General features: G+C 73.8%; 16 protein-coding genes. 8 read left to right on the top strand and 8 right to left on the bottom strand.

The features are described 5' to 3' along the window. The first annotated feature begins 10 nt into the window (after nucleotides 1-10). Nucleotides 11-274, top strand: a complete 264-nt coding sequence (locus ACIGXJ_RS29200; RefSeq protein ID WP_399651974.1) for a gas vesicle protein K — start codon at nucleotides 11-13, stop codon at nucleotides 272-274. Nucleotides 275-288: 14 nt separating this feature from the next. On the opposite strand, the gene ACIGXJ_RS29205 is transcribed toward ACIGXJ_RS29200, so the two are convergent. Both ACIGXJ_RS29205 and ACIGXJ_RS29210 read right to left on the bottom strand, forming a co-directional pair. After that, the gene (locus ACIGXJ_RS29205; RefSeq protein ID WP_399651411.1) at nucleotides 289-459 is read right to left on the bottom strand and encodes a hydrophobic protein; all 171 of its coding nucleotides are present in this window, start codon (nucleotides 457-459) and stop codon (nucleotides 289-291) included. Between the two features lie 43 nt (nucleotides 460-502). Next, nucleotides 503-1,324, bottom strand: a complete 822-nt coding sequence (locus ACIGXJ_RS29210) for a methyltransferase domain-containing protein (protein WP_399651414.1) — start codon at nucleotides 1,322-1,324, stop codon at nucleotides 503-505. Nucleotides 1,325-1,476: 152 nt separating this feature from the next. Here ACIGXJ_RS29210 and ACIGXJ_RS29215 point away from each other — a divergent pair, with 152 nt between their 5' ends. Together ACIGXJ_RS29215 and ACIGXJ_RS29220 are read left to right on the top strand one after the other, a co-directional pair. Then, nucleotides 1,477-2,145: a histidine phosphatase family protein gene (locus ACIGXJ_RS29215; RefSeq protein ID WP_399651418.1), complete on the top strand. Its 669-nt coding sequence runs from the start codon at nucleotides 1,477-1,479 to the stop codon at nucleotides 2,143-2,145. A 68-nt stretch (nucleotides 2,146-2,213) separates the two neighbouring features. Then, entirely contained in the window at nucleotides 2,214-3,833 is a 1,620-nt protein-coding gene (locus ACIGXJ_RS29220; RefSeq protein ID WP_399651421.1) for an ABC-F family ATP-binding cassette domain-containing protein, read from the top strand. A 111-nt stretch (nucleotides 3,834-3,944) separates the two neighbouring features. Here the strand turns inward: ACIGXJ_RS29220 and ACIGXJ_RS29225 are convergent, their stop codons facing one another. Continuing rightward, on the bottom strand, nucleotides 3,945-5,060 hold the full coding sequence (locus tag ACIGXJ_RS29225) for a Vms1/Ankzf1 family peptidyl-tRNA hydrolase (protein ID WP_399651424.1): 1,116 nt from the start codon (nucleotides 5,058-5,060) through the stop codon (nucleotides 3,945-3,947). 59 nt (nucleotides 5,061-5,119) lie between these two features. Here ACIGXJ_RS29225 and ACIGXJ_RS29230 point away from each other — a divergent pair, with 59 nt between their 5' ends. Beyond that, on the top strand, nucleotides 5,120-5,434 hold the full coding sequence (locus ACIGXJ_RS29230) for a DUF6158 family protein (RefSeq protein ID WP_399651428.1): 315 nt from the start codon (nucleotides 5,120-5,122) through the stop codon (nucleotides 5,432-5,434). 188 nt (nucleotides 5,435-5,622) lie between these two features. Here the strand turns inward: ACIGXJ_RS29230 and ACIGXJ_RS29235 are convergent, their stop codons facing one another. The 5 genes from ACIGXJ_RS29235 to ACIGXJ_RS29255 all read right to left on the bottom strand — a co-directional run bounded on the left by ACIGXJ_RS29235 (nucleotide 5,623) and on the right by ACIGXJ_RS29255 (nucleotide 9,688). Then, nucleotides 5,623-6,165 (bottom strand): type 1 glutamine amidotransferase domain-containing protein, encoded by a 543-nt coding sequence (locus ACIGXJ_RS29235; RefSeq protein WP_399651431.1) that lies wholly within the window; start codon nucleotides 6,163-6,165, stop codon nucleotides 5,623-5,625. Nucleotides 6,166-6,169: 4 nt separating this feature from the next. Continuing rightward, nucleotides 6,170-6,817, bottom strand: a complete 648-nt coding sequence (locus tag ACIGXJ_RS29240) for a diguanylate cyclase (RefSeq protein WP_399651434.1) — start codon at nucleotides 6,815-6,817, stop codon at nucleotides 6,170-6,172. After that, complete coding sequence (locus tag ACIGXJ_RS29245) at nucleotides 6,814-7,269, bottom strand: CBS domain-containing protein (protein WP_399651437.1); 456 nt, start codon at nucleotides 7,267-7,269, stop codon at nucleotides 6,814-6,816. The genes ACIGXJ_RS29240 and ACIGXJ_RS29245 overlap by 4 nt, the downstream gene beginning before the upstream one ends. After that, entirely contained in the window at nucleotides 7,269-7,649 is a 381-nt protein-coding gene (locus ACIGXJ_RS29250; RefSeq protein WP_399651440.1) for a DUF2795 domain-containing protein, read from the bottom strand. Before ACIGXJ_RS29250 ends, ACIGXJ_RS29245 begins: the two co-directional genes overlap by 1 nt. 242 nt (nucleotides 7,650-7,891) lie before the next feature. Beyond that, nucleotides 7,892-9,688, bottom strand: coding sequence for a thiamine pyrophosphate-requiring protein (locus tag ACIGXJ_RS29255; protein WP_399651443.1), 1,797 nt, complete (start codon nucleotides 9,686-9,688; stop codon nucleotides 7,892-7,894). A gap of 253 nt (nucleotides 9,689-9,941) precedes the next feature. Between ACIGXJ_RS29255 and ACIGXJ_RS29260 the strand changes: the two genes are divergently transcribed. From ACIGXJ_RS29260 to ACIGXJ_RS29275, 4 genes are all read left to right on the top strand, one after another. Then, complete coding sequence (locus tag ACIGXJ_RS29260; protein WP_399651446.1) at nucleotides 9,942-10,730, top strand: RNA polymerase sigma factor SigF; 789 nt, start codon at nucleotides 9,942-9,944, stop codon at nucleotides 10,728-10,730. 143 nt (nucleotides 10,731-10,873) lie between these two features. Beyond that, nucleotides 10,874-11,614 (top strand): hypothetical protein, encoded by a 741-nt coding sequence (locus tag ACIGXJ_RS29265; protein ID WP_399651449.1) that lies wholly within the window; start codon nucleotides 10,874-10,876, stop codon nucleotides 11,612-11,614. 117 nt (nucleotides 11,615-11,731) lie between these two features. After that, the gene (locus ACIGXJ_RS29270) at nucleotides 11,732-13,024 is read left to right on the top strand and encodes an aminotransferase class I/II-fold pyridoxal phosphate-dependent enzyme (protein ID WP_399651452.1); all 1,293 of its coding nucleotides are present in this window, start codon (nucleotides 11,732-11,734) and stop codon (nucleotides 13,022-13,024) included. Further along, nucleotides 12,907-14,214 (top strand): MBL fold metallo-hydrolase, encoded by a 1,308-nt coding sequence (locus ACIGXJ_RS29275; RefSeq protein ID WP_399651455.1) that lies wholly within the window; start codon nucleotides 12,907-12,909, stop codon nucleotides 14,212-14,214. The genes ACIGXJ_RS29270 and ACIGXJ_RS29275 overlap by 118 nt, the downstream gene beginning before the upstream one ends. Nucleotides 14,215-14,238: the final 24 nt, after the last annotated feature.

Here is a 14,238-nt window from a genome sequence, read left to right on the forward strand (position 1 = left end):
ACGGCGCCGGATGGAGCTGGACCCGGACACCGTCGAGCGGGACCTGGTCAAGCTGGTGCTGACCGTCGTCGAGCTGCTGCGCCAGCTCATGGAGCGCCAGGCGCTGCGCCGGTTCGACGCGGGCGACCTCAGTGAGGAGCAGGAGGAGCGCATCGGGCTGACCCTGATGCTGCTGGACGAGCGGATGACCGAGCTGCGTGAGCGCTACGGACTGCGGCCCGAGGACCTGAATCTGGACCTCGGGCCGCTCGGACCATTGCTGCCCCGGAAGTGATCGGGGGTCTTACCTCACCACCTGTACCAGCGGCCCCTGCCGCCCCCGGCGGTCGTGCCGCGGAGCAGGAAGCCCAGCAGCCACAGGATCAGCACAGCGAGTGCGATCCACCACAGCACCTTCACCGCGAATCCGGCGCCGAACAGGATGAGCACCAGAAGCAGCACCAGCAGGATGGGAACCATAATGTGAACCTCCTGCCGACCCGGGTATCCAGAATTCCGGGTTTCAGGCGTCCTTCCGGCACAGAATCTCTCCGTGCAGGACACTGAACCAGCCGTCCTCCCGCCGCCCCCACTCCCGCCAGGCCTCCGACACCGCCCGCAGCTCCTCGGCCGTCGCATGGCCGCCTTCCGTGGCGCGGTCGGCGTAGGACGAGGCCAGGGTGCGGTCCGCCCACAGTCCGCTCCACCAGGCGCGCTCCTCGGGGGTGGAGAAGGTCCAGGTGGCCGAGGTGGCGGTGATGTCGGTCAGGCCGGCCTCCAGCGCCCAGGCCTTCAGGCGCCGCCCGGCGTCCGGCTCGCCGCCGTTGGCCCGGGCCACCCGCTCGTACAGGTCCAGCCAGGCGTCCAGGCCCGGCGAGGCCGGGTACCAGGTCATCGCCGCGTAGTCGGAGTCGCGGACGGCGATCAGGCCGCCCGGCCTCGTCACCCGCCTCATCTCGCGCAGTGCCCGCACCGGGTCGCCCACGTGCTGCAGCACCTGGTGGGCGTGGACCACGCAGAAGGTGTCGTCCGGGAAGTCCAGGGCGTGTACGTCGGCGACGGCGAAGTCGGTGTTGGCCAGGCCGCGTTCGGCGGCGGTGGCCCGGGCGGTCTCGACGATCCCGGGCGCCCTGTCCACGCCGGTGACGTGTCCGTCCGGGACCAGTGCGGCCAGGTCGGCGGTGATGGTGCCGGGGCCACAGCCGATGTCCAGGATCCGCATATGGGGCTCGAGCGAACCCAGCAGGTACGCCGCGGAGTTGGCGGCGGTGCGCCAGGTGTGCGATCGCAGCACCGACTCGTGGTGCCCGTGCGTGTAGACGGCGGTCTCCCGTGCCTGCGACATGACGTCCCCCTTCTCGTCGGGTCCGCCCCCCGAGGTGCCGGAGCGGCTGACGCCACCGTATGCCGTGCGGCCGCATTCTGAGACCGCCGTTTCGACATGTGGACTGATGGTTCGTCAGCCGTGTGAAGGTTCTGTGCGGGTACGCTGAGGTGGTGCGTCTGCTTCTCGTTCGCCACGGCCAGACCGTCGCCAACCTCGACTTCCTGCTCGACACCGCGTACCCGGGCACGGACCTGACCGAGCTGGGCGAGCGGCAGGCCGCCCTGCTGCCGGGGACCCTCGCCGACGAGGACGTCGCGGTCGTCTACGCCTCCCCGCTGACCCGCACCCGGCGCACGGCCGCGCCGCTGGCCGCCGCGCGCGGGCTCGACGTCCTGGTCCGCGACGGACTGCGCGAGGTGTTCGCGGGCGAGCTGGAGATGCTGCCCGCCGGCACCGAGGACGGGCAGCGCTATCTGCGGACCGTGGTCGCCTGGATGAACGGCGACACCGGACTGCGGATGCCGGGCGGTGAGACCGGCGACGAGGTCCTCGCCCGCTACGACGCCGTGGTCGCCGAGGCCGCCGCCGACGGCGCGGGCACCGTCGCCATGGTCAGCCACGGCGCCGTGATCCGGCTCTGGACGGCCGCGCGCGCCGCCAACGTCGACGTGGACTTCGCCGCCTCCCACGGCCTGGACAACACCGGCGTGGTCGCCCTGGAGGGCTCACCGGGCGACGGCTGGAAGGCGCTCTCCTGGGCCGGCGCCATGGTGGCGGCGGTGGGCCCGGGCACGGAGGGCGGTCCGGCCGGCCGGCCCCTGGACGACACCTCCGGGTGAGACGCGCGCGCGGCCGGACCGGATAACGGTTTGCCCGGGTGTGCGGCCCGCCCGCACAATGCCTGACCATGGGACATCTGGAAGCCGCGCACCTCGAGTACCACCTCCCCGACGGGAGGACGCTGCTCGGCGATGTGTCCTTCCGGGTGGGTGAGGGCGCGGTCGTCGCCCTCGTCGGACCCAACGGCGCCGGCAAGACGACCCTGCTGCGGCTGATCTCCGGGGAGCTCAAGCCGCACGGCGGCACGGTCACCGTGAGTGGCGGCCTCGGTGTGATGCGGCAGTTCGTCGGGTCGGTACGCGACGAGACCACCGTGCGCGACCTGCTCGTCTCCGTGGCCACGCCCCGCATCCGGGAGGCGGCGAAGGCCGTCGACGCCGCCGAGCACGCGGTCATGACCGTGGACGACGAGGCGGCCCAGATGAAGTACGCGCAGGCCCTGTCCGACTGGGCGGAGGCGCGCGGCTACGAGGCCGAGACGCTGTGGGACATGTGCACCACGGCCGCGCTCGGCGTGCCCTACGACAAGGCGCAGTGGCGGCTGGTGCGCACCCTGTCCGGCGGCGAGCAGAAGCGCCTGGTGCTGGAGGCGCTGCTGCGCGGCACCGACGAGGTGCTGCTGCTCGACGAGCCGGACAACTACCTCGACGTGCCCGGCAAGCGCTGGCTGGAGGAGCGGCTCAAGGAGACCCGCAAGACGGTCCTGTTCGTGTCCCACGACCGTGAACTGCTCGCCCGTGCCGCCGAGAAGATCGTCTCCGTGGAGCCCGGCCCGGCCGGCGCCGACGCCTGGGTGCACGGCGGCGGCTTCGCGACCTACCACGAGGCCCGCCGCGAACGCTTCGCCCGCTTCGAGGAGTTGCGCCGCCGCTGGGACGAGAAGCACGCCCAGCTGAAGAAGCTGGTGGTCAACCTCCGCCAGGCCGCCGCCGTCAGCCACGAGATGGCCTCCCGCTACGCCGCCGCCCAGACCCGGCTGCGCAAGTTCGAGGAGGCCGGACCGCCGCCCGAGCCGCCGCGCGAGCAGGACATCACCATGCGGCTGAAGGGCGGCCGGACCGGCGTACGGGCCGTCACCTGCGCCGGGCTCGAACTCACCGGCCTGATGAAGCCGTTCGACCTGGAGGTCTTCTACGGCGAACGCGTCGCGGTCCTCGGGTCCAACGGCTCGGGCAAGTCGCACTTCCTGCGGCTGCTGGCCGGCGAGGACGTGGCGCACACGGGGCAGTGGAAGCTGGGTGCACGCGTCGTGCCCGGGCACTTCGCCCAGACGCACGCCCACCCGGAGCTCCAGGGCCGCACCCTGCTGGACATCCTGTGGAAGGAGCACGCCCAGGACCGCGGGGCGGCGATGTCCCGGCTGCGGCGCTACGAGCTCACCAACCAGGCCGAGCAGACCTTCGACCGGCTCTCCGGCGGCCAGCAGGCCCGGTTCCAGATCCTGCTGCTGGAGCTCCAGGGCGTGACCGCCCTGCTGCTCGACGAGCCCACCGACAACCTCGACCTGGAGTCCGCCGAGGCGCTCCAGGAGGGACTCGAAGCCTTCGAGGGCACGGTCCTGGCGGTCACCCACGACCGGTGGTTCGCCCGCTCCTTCGACCGCTTCCTGGTCTTCGGCAGCGACGGCCGGGTCCGGGAGACCCCGGAGCCGGTGTGGGACGAACGACGGGTGGAGCGGGCGCGCTAGGGCTGTCTGACCATTCCCGCGTGCGCCGCGGCGTCGGACAGGCCCTGGGGACTGTCGTCCGGATCGTGCCGCCGTCGCGGGCCCGCTCCGCCCGCCTTCCTCGCGCGCCGGTCACCTCCAGCGCAGCAGCGCCCCCAGTCCGCCGGACGGGACGTCGTCGCGCCGGGCCGCCTCCAGCGGCGCCAGGGACAGCGCGGGCGCGCCCGTGGCGACGGCGGAGCGGATCAGGGCGTCGTCCGCGCGCGCCGCCCACGAGTGCTGCTCGCCGAGGATCTTGAGATCGGTGCGGCGCACCGCCAGCTGGTCCGGGTCCTCCCCGATCCACACCTCGCGATGCGTGTCCGGCCCGTCCGGCCGCACCACCAGCGTGTCGATCCGGTGCTCGCGCGCGGCCTCGACCAGCGCCGGGACGCCCTCGGCCGCTGCGGCGCGGCCCTCGTCGTCCGGCGTGCGCGCGGCCATGAACCGGTCCAGCGCGGCCTCGGTGCGCTCGCGCACATGCCGCGTCCGGGCCTCCTCCACGTCCGCGTCGAGGAGCCGGCTGCCCGCGCCGTGCGGGGCCTCCACCACGCGGCCGGCCAGCCGCTGCGGCAGCCGTTCGCGCACCGAGCGCCGCTCGCGGTCCTCGCCCACCAGGATCAGCAGGTCGGCCCGCGTCTCCTCCTGGCAGACGGACAGCGCGTCGGCGATCTCCGCCGCGTTGTGCTCCCAGGTGTTCTCCACCCTGAGCTGGAAGTGCCGCTCGGACCAGTCGGCGCTGCTGGTGCGGTGCACCGGCCACTGCCGCCAGGCGACGGTGCCCGCGGGCTCCCGGTCCAGGGCGCTGCGCAGCTCGAAGCCGGCGCCCTTGCGGTCGACGTAGGCCACCACGCACACCGGGTCCTCCCCGGTCAGCTCCAGCAGCGGGGAGACGCGCGGCAGCGGCGCCCACTCCGCGCGGTCGCCCAGCGGCGGCCGGGCCAGCGACGGGTCGAGCACGACCTCACCCGCACGGGCGAACAGGGCACGCCCATGGGGCTCGGAGGAGTGCCGCAACTGCTCCAGGGCGTCCCGCACGGCCCGGCAGGTGGCCTCGTCCGCGCCCTGCCGGGCCAGCTCGCGGGCCATCGCCTCGGCGGTCAGATGCCGCTCGTGCGGGGTGCCCTCCGTGTGCCGGGAGGTGTCGACGTACACGGAGGCCCAGGGGCCGGTTTGTTCGTACAGTGGGTGCAGGAAAGCGAGGTCCATGGCTCCCTCCCGGAGGCCGTTCGGTGGTGCGGTACGCGTCGGGCGGGTACCCGGCAGATATGGACGAACACGACGAGCGGGGCACCACGATGACCGGAGTCGAACCGGGCCGGCTGGACGACCAGCAGCTCATGAAAGAGCTGGAGACGATCCACCGCACGCGCCACGACACCCTGCTGTACGGCTCGAACGACGCGCTGCGCGCCCACAACGAGCGCATGGCGCAACTGGAGGGCGAGTACCTCCGCCGCAACCCGCGACGGTCCGTCTCCCCCTCCCGCACCCGTGAGGGGGCGCGCGAGCGCACGCCGTCGGGCCCCGACCGGACCCCGGTCGGCAAGTGGGGCCCGGGAGCGGGCGGCGCGGGCGGCTGACAGCGGCAGGCCAGGCTCCTGCCGACAACCGCGGCCCAGGACTCCCGCAGCCCAGGACTCGGCCCGGGCCGGTCCTGCACAGCGCTCCGGGCCGCGGGAACCGGGAGTCGGTCCCCGCGGCCCGGAGTCCGCGCGCGGTCACGGCCCGCTCAGCCGTCCTGCGGGGCTGAGCAGGCCGTCTCCGATGCTCAGCCGTTCTCCTTCGCGAAGACCTCCAGGAAGGTCTCGCAGAACGCCTTGAGATCGTCCGGCTTACGACTGGTGACCAGCTTGTTGGGGCCGTGGTCGCACACCTTCACCTGCTCGTCGACCCAGGTACCGCCCGCGTTGGTGATGTCGGTGCGCAGACTCGGCCAGGAGGTGAGCACCCGGCCGCGCACCACGTCCGCCTCCACCAGCGTCCACGGCGCGTGGCAGATCGCGGCCACCGGGCGGCCCCGGTCGAAGAACTCCTTCACGAACGCGACGGCCTTGTCGTCCGTCCGCAGGAAGTCCGGGTTGGCGACCCCGCCGGGCAGCACCAGCGCGCCGAACGACTCCGCGGCCACCTCGCCCACCACCTCGTCCACGGGGAAGGTGTCCCCCTTGTCGAGGTGCTCGAACGCCTGTACCCGGCCGGCCTCGGTCGACACCAGCACCGGCTGGTGGCCGGCCTCCTCGGCCGCCTTCCAGGGATCGGTCAGCTCGATCTGCTCGACGCCCTCGGGCGCCGTCAGGAACGCGATCCGCATGTGGTCACTCCATTTCCTCGGCTTCGTCGATTTCCTCGGCACGCTTCCTGTTCCGCCGGGCCACCCTGAGGCAGCGCAGCAGTTCCTCGCCGTACGGCAGCAGCACACAGGTGCCGATCGCGGCCCCGATGCCCGCGAGATAGGCCCGCGACAGCGGTGGATCGCGCGGCACCAGACGCCACGCGTCCCGGCTTCCGCGGCCGCCCCGCAGCAGCGACTTCACCTGGTCGGCGTGCAGACACATCAGCGCGGACAGCGCGCCGAACGGCAGCGACTCCAGGAAGCTGTGGATGTGCTGCTCGATCGGCTTGACCTCACGCTCGCTGCGCGTCGCCATCCGCACGTCCCACAGCGCGGTCGCCTCATGGGCGGCGGCACCCGCCAACTGCACGGTCAGCAGCAGCGGGTTGACCTCGTAGCGCAGGGTCAGCGCGATCGGCACACCCACCTCGGCCATCATCAGTGAGTGGACGGCGGACTCCTTCGTCCCCGTCGTCTCCTCGATCCGGGTGCGCCGGTGCATCAGCCAGTCCGCGAGGCCGGGAACGAACCAGCTCGGCAGCAGCCCGTACAGCAGATAGCGGACGGTGGCGTCACCCACGTCCACGGTGACGCCCGTCCCGGAGATCTCGGCGGCCCGGTCCCGGCTCACACGGGCCCCCGGCCGTACCGGCCGGCGCCAGGCTCCTCGTCCGGGTCGGCCCTGCTGATCGCGGCCAGCGCGCTGTCGGGGTTCTCGGCCATCGCCAGGTCCCCGAGCGTCACCATCCCGACCGGCATCCCGTCCTCGACGACAGGCAGCCGCCGTACGGCCTTCTCGCGCATCAGCGCGACGGCCGTGGCCACGGTCTCGGCCGGGCCGACCGTCACCGGGTGCGGGGTGCAGGCCGCCCGCACGCTCATCGCCGACGGGTCGATGCCCTCGGCCACGGCCCGGATCGTGATGTCACGGTCGGTGAGCACCCCGACGACCTGCTGGCCCTCGGCCACCACCACGTCCCCGATGTCCTGTGCGCGCATCAGCTGCGCGGCCTCCGCCAACGAGGCGTCCGGGCGTACGGCGACCACGCCCGGGGTCATCACCTCGCGTACGAACTCGGCCATCACCGGCCTCCTTCCCGTCCCTCGCCGGTCAGCGCCTCGGCCAGCTCCTGGACGTTGCGGTAGCGCGCGGAACGCGGCAGCCGGTGCAACGGCTCGATCAGGGCGTCCGGCGCGTGCCGGTCGCGGAGCAGGCCGATCAGCTCCCGGGGACCCGCGGGGAACGCGGTTCGCCCGAGGACCCGGCCGAGCTCCAGACGGGCCTCGGCCGCGGAGGCCGGGACATGGGGGCCGCCCGCGATCCACGGGTCGTCCTCGGCGACAGGCTCCGGATCGTGCCACTCCTCGACCCGCGTGGGGTGGCCCGACCTCAGCAGGCCCTGGAGCTGGTGCTTCATCTCGTCGTCGCGGTGTGCGCTCATCCGGTCGCTGCCTCGCTGCATGACTCCTCCAGATCGTCGGCAGTCGCCGACCGCGTACCCGGCCCCGCTCCGACGACACCGGGGTTTGCCGGCCGGATCGGGGGAGACCCGGCCAGAACCCCCCACGGATCCGCCTGGGGAAGGAAAGCCCATGGTCGTACTCGCGGTGCTCATCCCCGTCGTCCTGCTCGGCGTCGTCTTGGCGCTCGGCTGGTACGAGGACCTGCTCCTGCCCGAGGACACGGCGGAGGCGGCGCAGCCCGCTACTTCTTCGCCCGTCCGGGCAGGAACTCCTGCACCTTCGCCTTGAAGCCCTGCCGCACCATCGAGCCGCGGTCGGCGTCGCCCTTCAGGATCGACGCGGCCGTGGCCTCCATCTGCTCCCAGGTGGAGTGCGGCGGGATCGGCGGTACGGCCGGGTCGGTGAGGAACTCCACCACCGCCGGCCCGTCCGCCTCCAGGCCGGCCCGCCAGGCAGCCTCCACGTCCTCCGGCTTCTCCACCCGGATCCCGGTCAGGCCCAGCGAGCGCGCGAACGCCGCGTACCGCACGTCCGGCAGCTCCTGCGAGGGCAGGAAGGACGGCGCGCCCTCCATGGCCCGCATCTCCCAGGTGACCTGGTTGAGGTCGTGGTTGTTGAACACGCCCACCACCAGCCGCGGGTCCTGCCAGCGGCCGGCGTACTTGGCGGCCGTGATCAGCTCAGCCATGCCGTTCATCTGCATCGCGCCGTCCCCGACCAGCGCGATCGCCGGCCGGTCCGGGTGCGCGAACTTCGCGCCGATCGCGTACGGCACCCCGCAGCCCATCGTCGCCAGCGTGCCCGACAGCGACGAGCGCATGCCCGGCCGCATGTTCAGGTGCCGCGCGTACCAGTTCGCCGCCGACCCCGAGTCGGACGTGACGATCGCGTTCTCCGGCAGCAGCGGGTCCAGCGCCCGCGTCACATACTCCGGGTTGATCGGGTCCGCCGAGAGACCGGCCCGCCGCTCCATCACCTCGTGCCAGCGCGCCACGTTGTCGCACACCGTGTCGAACCACTCCCGGCCGCGGCCCTCGCCCCGCAGCATCGGGATCAGCCGGCGCAGCGTCTCACGCGCGTCGCCGACGAGGTTCACCTCGTACGGGTAACGCATCCCCACCATGTGCGGGTCGATGTCGATCTGCACCCCGCGCGCCTTGCCGAACTCCGGCATGAACTGCGTGTACGGGAAGGACGATCCGATGGTCAGCAGCGTGTCGCAGTCCCGCATCAGCTCGTACGACGGGCGCGTGCCCAGCAGCCCGATCGACCCGGTCACGTACGGCAGTTCGTCGCTGAGGACGTCCTTGCCGAGCAGCGCCTTCGCCACGCCCGCGCCGAGCGTCTCGGCGACGTCGCGCACCTCGTCGACGGCGCCCGCGGCGCCCTGGCCGATCAGGATGGCCACTTTGTCACCGGAGTTGAGGATCTCCGCCGCCCGGCGCAGCGACTCGTCCGACGGGACCGCCGTCCACGCGCTGCGGTCCAGGCTCGACGGCACCATCTTGAACTCGTGCGTGGGCGGCGAGTAGTCCAGCTCCTGCACATCGCCGGGGATGATCAGCGCGGTCGGGCAGCGGCGCGCGTACGCGGTGCGGATCGCCCGGTCCAGGACGTTCGGCAGCTGCTCGGGCACGGTCACCGTCTCCACGAAGTCGGAGGCGACGTCCTTGAACAGCGAGTGCAGGTCCACCTCCTGCTGGTAGGAGCCGCCCATCGCGGTGCGGTGCGTCTGGCCGACGATCGCCAGCACCGGCACATGGTCCAGCTTGGCGTCGTACAGGCCGTTCAGCAGGTGGATCGCCCCCGGCCCCGAGGTCGCCACGCACACTCCGAGCCTGCCGCTGAACTTCGCGTAGCCGACCGCCTCGAACGCCGACATCTCCTCGTGCCGGGACTGCACGAACATCGGCTGGTCCTCGGCCCGGCCCCAGGCGGCGAGCAGGCCGTTGATGCCGTCGCCGGGGTAGCCGAAGACATGTTCGACCCCCCACTCGCGCAGCCGTGACAGGACATGGTCGGAGACCTTGGTGCTCATGACGGAACCTCCCGGGACGGGACGGACAGCGGACCGGGCTTCGTGCCCTGCCGAGTCACCCCGCACCCCGCCCGGAAACCCGCGGCCTGGTTTGCGCCCCCGGGGCCGGGGCAGGCGCACCCTCAGTGCTTCGGACCGGAGGCACGTCCGTGGAAGCGGCCCGCCGCAGCCCCGCGCACGCTGCCCGGCCACGGCCAGGCTCCCCACGGTGACCGTCCACCCCAGAGCACACACAAGGGAGTTGCGACGCACCATGCGCACCCGAGCAGCCGCGAAGCGCCACCCCCATGACGACGCCCCCGACACCGCCCAGGCCTTCCGCACCCTCGCCACGCTCCCCCCGGGGCCGCAGCGCGACACCCTGCGAGGGCAGATCGTCGAAGCCTGGCTGCCCATGGCCGACCGGCTCGCCGGCCGCTTCCGCAACCGCGGCGAGTCCTACGAGGACCTGCGCCAGGTGGCGGCGCTCGGCCTGGTCAAGGCCGTCGACCGCTACGACCCCGCACTCGGCAACGCCTTCGAGAGCTACGCCGTGCCCACCGTCACCGGAGAGATCAAGCGCCACTTCCGCGACCACATGTGGACCCTGCACGTGCCACGCCGGGTCCAGGACCTGCGCAACCGGGTCCGTGTCGCCGTCGGCGAGCTCAGCCCCGCGGGCCGCACCCCGACCGTCGCCGAGATCGCCGGGCACACCGGTCTGAGCGAGGGCGACGTCAAGGTCGGCCTGGAGGCCCTGGAGAGCTTCACCGCCCTCTCCCTCGACGCCGAACTGCCCGGCGGTGAGGACGGCTACTCCCTCGGCGACGCCCTCGGCGCCCCGGACCCCGCCCTCGACACCGTCGTCGACCGCGAGGCCGTCAGGACCCGGCTCGCCGCCCTCCCCGAACGCGAGCGCGCCATCCTCTACATGCGGTTCTTCGACGACATGACCCAGAGCCGCATCGCCGAGCAGCTCGGCATCTCCCAGATGCACGTCTCCCGGCTGATCAGCCGCTGCTGCGACCGGCTCAGGGAACAGGTGCTGGACGACGCCGCCTGATCCGGCCCCGCTTCACCCGGTCGGGCGTGCGGGTCCCACCGATGGGGTCCGGCCGCGCGCGGGGCGGGGCAGGGCGGGCTGTGATGGCTGCGGGGGCGCGAACGACGTGCCCCCGCAGCCCGCCGGCCCGAGGAGCCCTTCGTATGCGCCGCACCGCCCGAGTCCTGTCCGTCGTCGCCCTCACCGGCGCCGCCCTGACCGGTGCCGTGCCGCTGGTGGCGGCCGAACCCGCCGCCGAGGTGAGCCCCGCCGCTGTGTCGCCCGGCGGCAGCATCACCGTGTCCGTCTCCTGCGACCCCGTCGGCGGGTCGCCGCCCGCGACCATGGACGCCACCTCCGAGGCCTTCGAGGAGGGCACCGTCGCCCTGCACCTGGTCCCCGGCAACGACGACGAGCTCTCGGGACCCGCCTACCGGGGCACCGCCCGGATCGCGCCCGCCGAGGCCCTGGAGAGCGAGCCGGCGGGCCTCGGACCCGACACCGCCTGGACCGTCGAGGGCACCTGCCCGGCCGCGCCCGGCGGCCAGGGCGCGCCCTGGAGCGCCACCTTCACCGTGACCAAGGACGGCGGCGGCGCCACCAGTGCGCCGCCCTGTCCCGAGTCGTCCCACGGCACCGCCTGCCCGGCGCCCTGTCCCGAGCCCTCCCACCAGTCCTCCCACGGCTCCGCCTGCCCGGCGCCCTGCCCCGAGCCCTCCCACCAGTCCTCCCACGGCTCCGCCTGCCCGCCGCCCGCCCCCGTCCAGCACGGCGTACGGGCCGGTGAGGGCGGCACCTTCACCGACTCGGTGCCCGCACTCGTCGCGGGCGGCCTCCTCATCACCGGCGCACTCGGCGGCGCCGCCTACCGCCTGCACCGCAGGAACCCCGCCAAGGACGCCTGACCGCGCCCCGCGCCGGGTACACAGAGCCCCACGGGCCACACGAGCGCCGGTTCCGCGCCCGGCCAGGGCACCCGGCATGCGGGCGGACGACAGCGGCGGCAGGATGCGGAGGTGGGCATGCGGTGGGCGGCGGACGCGGAGGGCCACGGCCCCGTACGGTACGGGCCGCCGTCGCCCGACGACGGGCTGCCGGTGCTGCCGGAGCTGTGCGCGGTCCTCGCGGCGGCCGCGGGACGCGGCGGCGCCGAGCCGGTCGGCGGCGGCACGGCGCTGCTGGACGCCGCCTGCGGCTACTGGGAGCGCCGCGGACTGCCCACCGCGCCCGAGCACGCCGCCGCGGGCCCCGGCGCCCCGTCCCTGCTGCTCGCGCTGACCGCCGCGCTCGGCGGCGACGTCCTGGTGCCCCGGCCCTGCGCCGCCTGGTGGGCACCGTACGCACGCCTCCTCGGCAGGCCCGTCTTCCACGTCGCGACCCCCGCCGAGTGCGGAGGAGTGCCCGACCCCTACGCCCTGCTGGAGACCGTGCGCCGGGTCCGCGAGGAGGGCGGCGACCCCCGGCTGCTCGTGCTGTCCGTCGCCGACGACCCCACCGGCACCGTCGCCCCGCCCGAGGTGCTGCACGAGGCGGTCGAGGCCGCCGCGGGGGAGGGCCTGCACCTGGTCAGCGACGAGACCTGGCGCGACACCGTGCACTCCCATACGGGCACCGTGCACTCCGCGTCCGCCGCCGTGCACTGCCCGCCCGACACCTTGCTGCTCAGCCCCGCCGAGATGCTCCCCGGCCGGGTCACCGTCGTCACCGACCTGGCCGGCGCGCTGCTGCCGTCGGGCTGGCCGGCCGCCGTCGCGCGCTTCCCCGGGGACCCGGCCGGAGCCCGCCTGCGCGCACGCGTGCTGGACGTCCTCACCGCCCTCGGCGCCCGCGTCGCCGGACCCGTCGCCGCCGCGGCCGCCTACGCCCTCGCCGAACCCGAGCCGGTCACCACCCGCGTCACCGCCGCCGTAGGGCTGCACGCGCGGGTGGCCGCCGCCCTGTACGACGCCGTCGTCGGCGCCGGCGCCCTCGCCCGGCCCCCGCGGGCCGGCCGCCACCTCTACGCCGACCTCGGCCCGCTGCGCGCCGCCCTGTCCGCCCACGGCGTCGGCGACGCCCAGGAGCTGGAGGACTTCCTCGCCGCCCGGCTCGGCATGCCAACCCCCGGCGGCCAGCGCTTCGGCGACGACCTCGCCGCCCTGCGCGTACGGCTCGCGACCGGACCGCTGCTCGGCGGCACCGACGAGGAGCGCGCGCGGTGCCTCGATGCGCCCTCGCCCCTGGAACTGCCACACGTGCACCGTGCGTTGATCACCGTGAAGACGGTCTTCGACGAACTCCGCGACGACGCTCAGCGATGGGAGCCTCCTCGATGACGCAGCAGTCCGAGTCGACCACCACGAGTGCCGGCCCCCGCGAAAGCGCCCCCGCGCGGGAAGCCGCCGCCCCGCTCACCGAGTCCGCCGTCACCGAAACCCCCTTCGCGCAGAAGCCCTTCACCGAGACGCCCTTCACCGAAAAACCCTTCACCGAGACGCCGCTGACCGAGGCATCCCTCGTCGAGTCGCCCCTCGCCCCGCCCTTCCCGCCGCTCGCCGAACCCCGTCCGCTGGGCGAGCGGCGCGTGTGGCCGCGCACCTTCCACGACCGGCTGACCGCCCCGCTGCCCGGCCTCAAGGCGTTCGCCCGCTTCGCCCGCGAGGGTGCCGTGCGCCCCGGCGCCGACGGTCTCGCCGACATCCCCCGGCTGCCCTTCGAACCGGGGCCGCTGCCCCGGGTGGACGCCCGCACGGTCGCCGTCTCGTGGGCGGGGCACGCCAGTTGGGTGGTGCGCATCGGCGGCCTGACCGTCCTCACCGACCCCGTGTGGTCCCGCCGCATCCTCGGCACCCCGCCCCGTGTCACACCCGTGGGCGTCGCCTGGAGCGCGCTGCCGCACATCGACGCGGTCGTCATCAGCCACAACCACTACGACCACCTGGACGCGCCCACCCTGAGCCGACTGCCGCGCGACACCCCGGTGCTGGTGCCGGCCGGCCTCGGACGCTGGTTCCAGCGCCGCCGCTTCACCTGTGTCACCGAGCTGGACTGGTGGGAGGCCGCCGAAGTGTCCGGGGTCCGTTTCGACTTCGTCCCCGCACACCACTGGTCCAAGCGCACCCTCACCGACACCTGCCGTTCCCTCTGGGGCGGCTGGGTCCTCACCGACGCCGGGGGACAGCGCGTCTACTTCGCCGGCGACACCGGCTACGGCCACTGGTTCACCCGCATCGGCCGCCGTTACCCCGGCATCGACCTCGCCCTGCTCCCCATCGGCGCCTACGACCCCCGCTGGTGGCTCAGCGACGTCCACTGCGACCCGGAGGAGGCCGTCCGCGCCACCCAGGACCTGGGCGCCCGCAGGATGGCCCCCATGCACTGGGGCACGTTCATCCTGTCCGCGGAGCCGGTGCTGGAGCCGCTGACCCGCGTGCGGAGGGCGTGGGAGGAGGCGGGCCTGGCGAGGGAGGACCTGTGGGACCTGCCCGTAGGCGCTTCAAGGGTGCTGAAGAGCGCCGACTTCTAGGGGCGCGGGGACGGCGCGGCAAGC

Source organism: Streptomyces sp. NPDC053367 (genome assembly GCF_044545925.1).
Classification (GTDB): Bacteria; Actinomycetota; Actinomycetes; order Streptomycetales; family Streptomycetaceae; genus Streptomyces.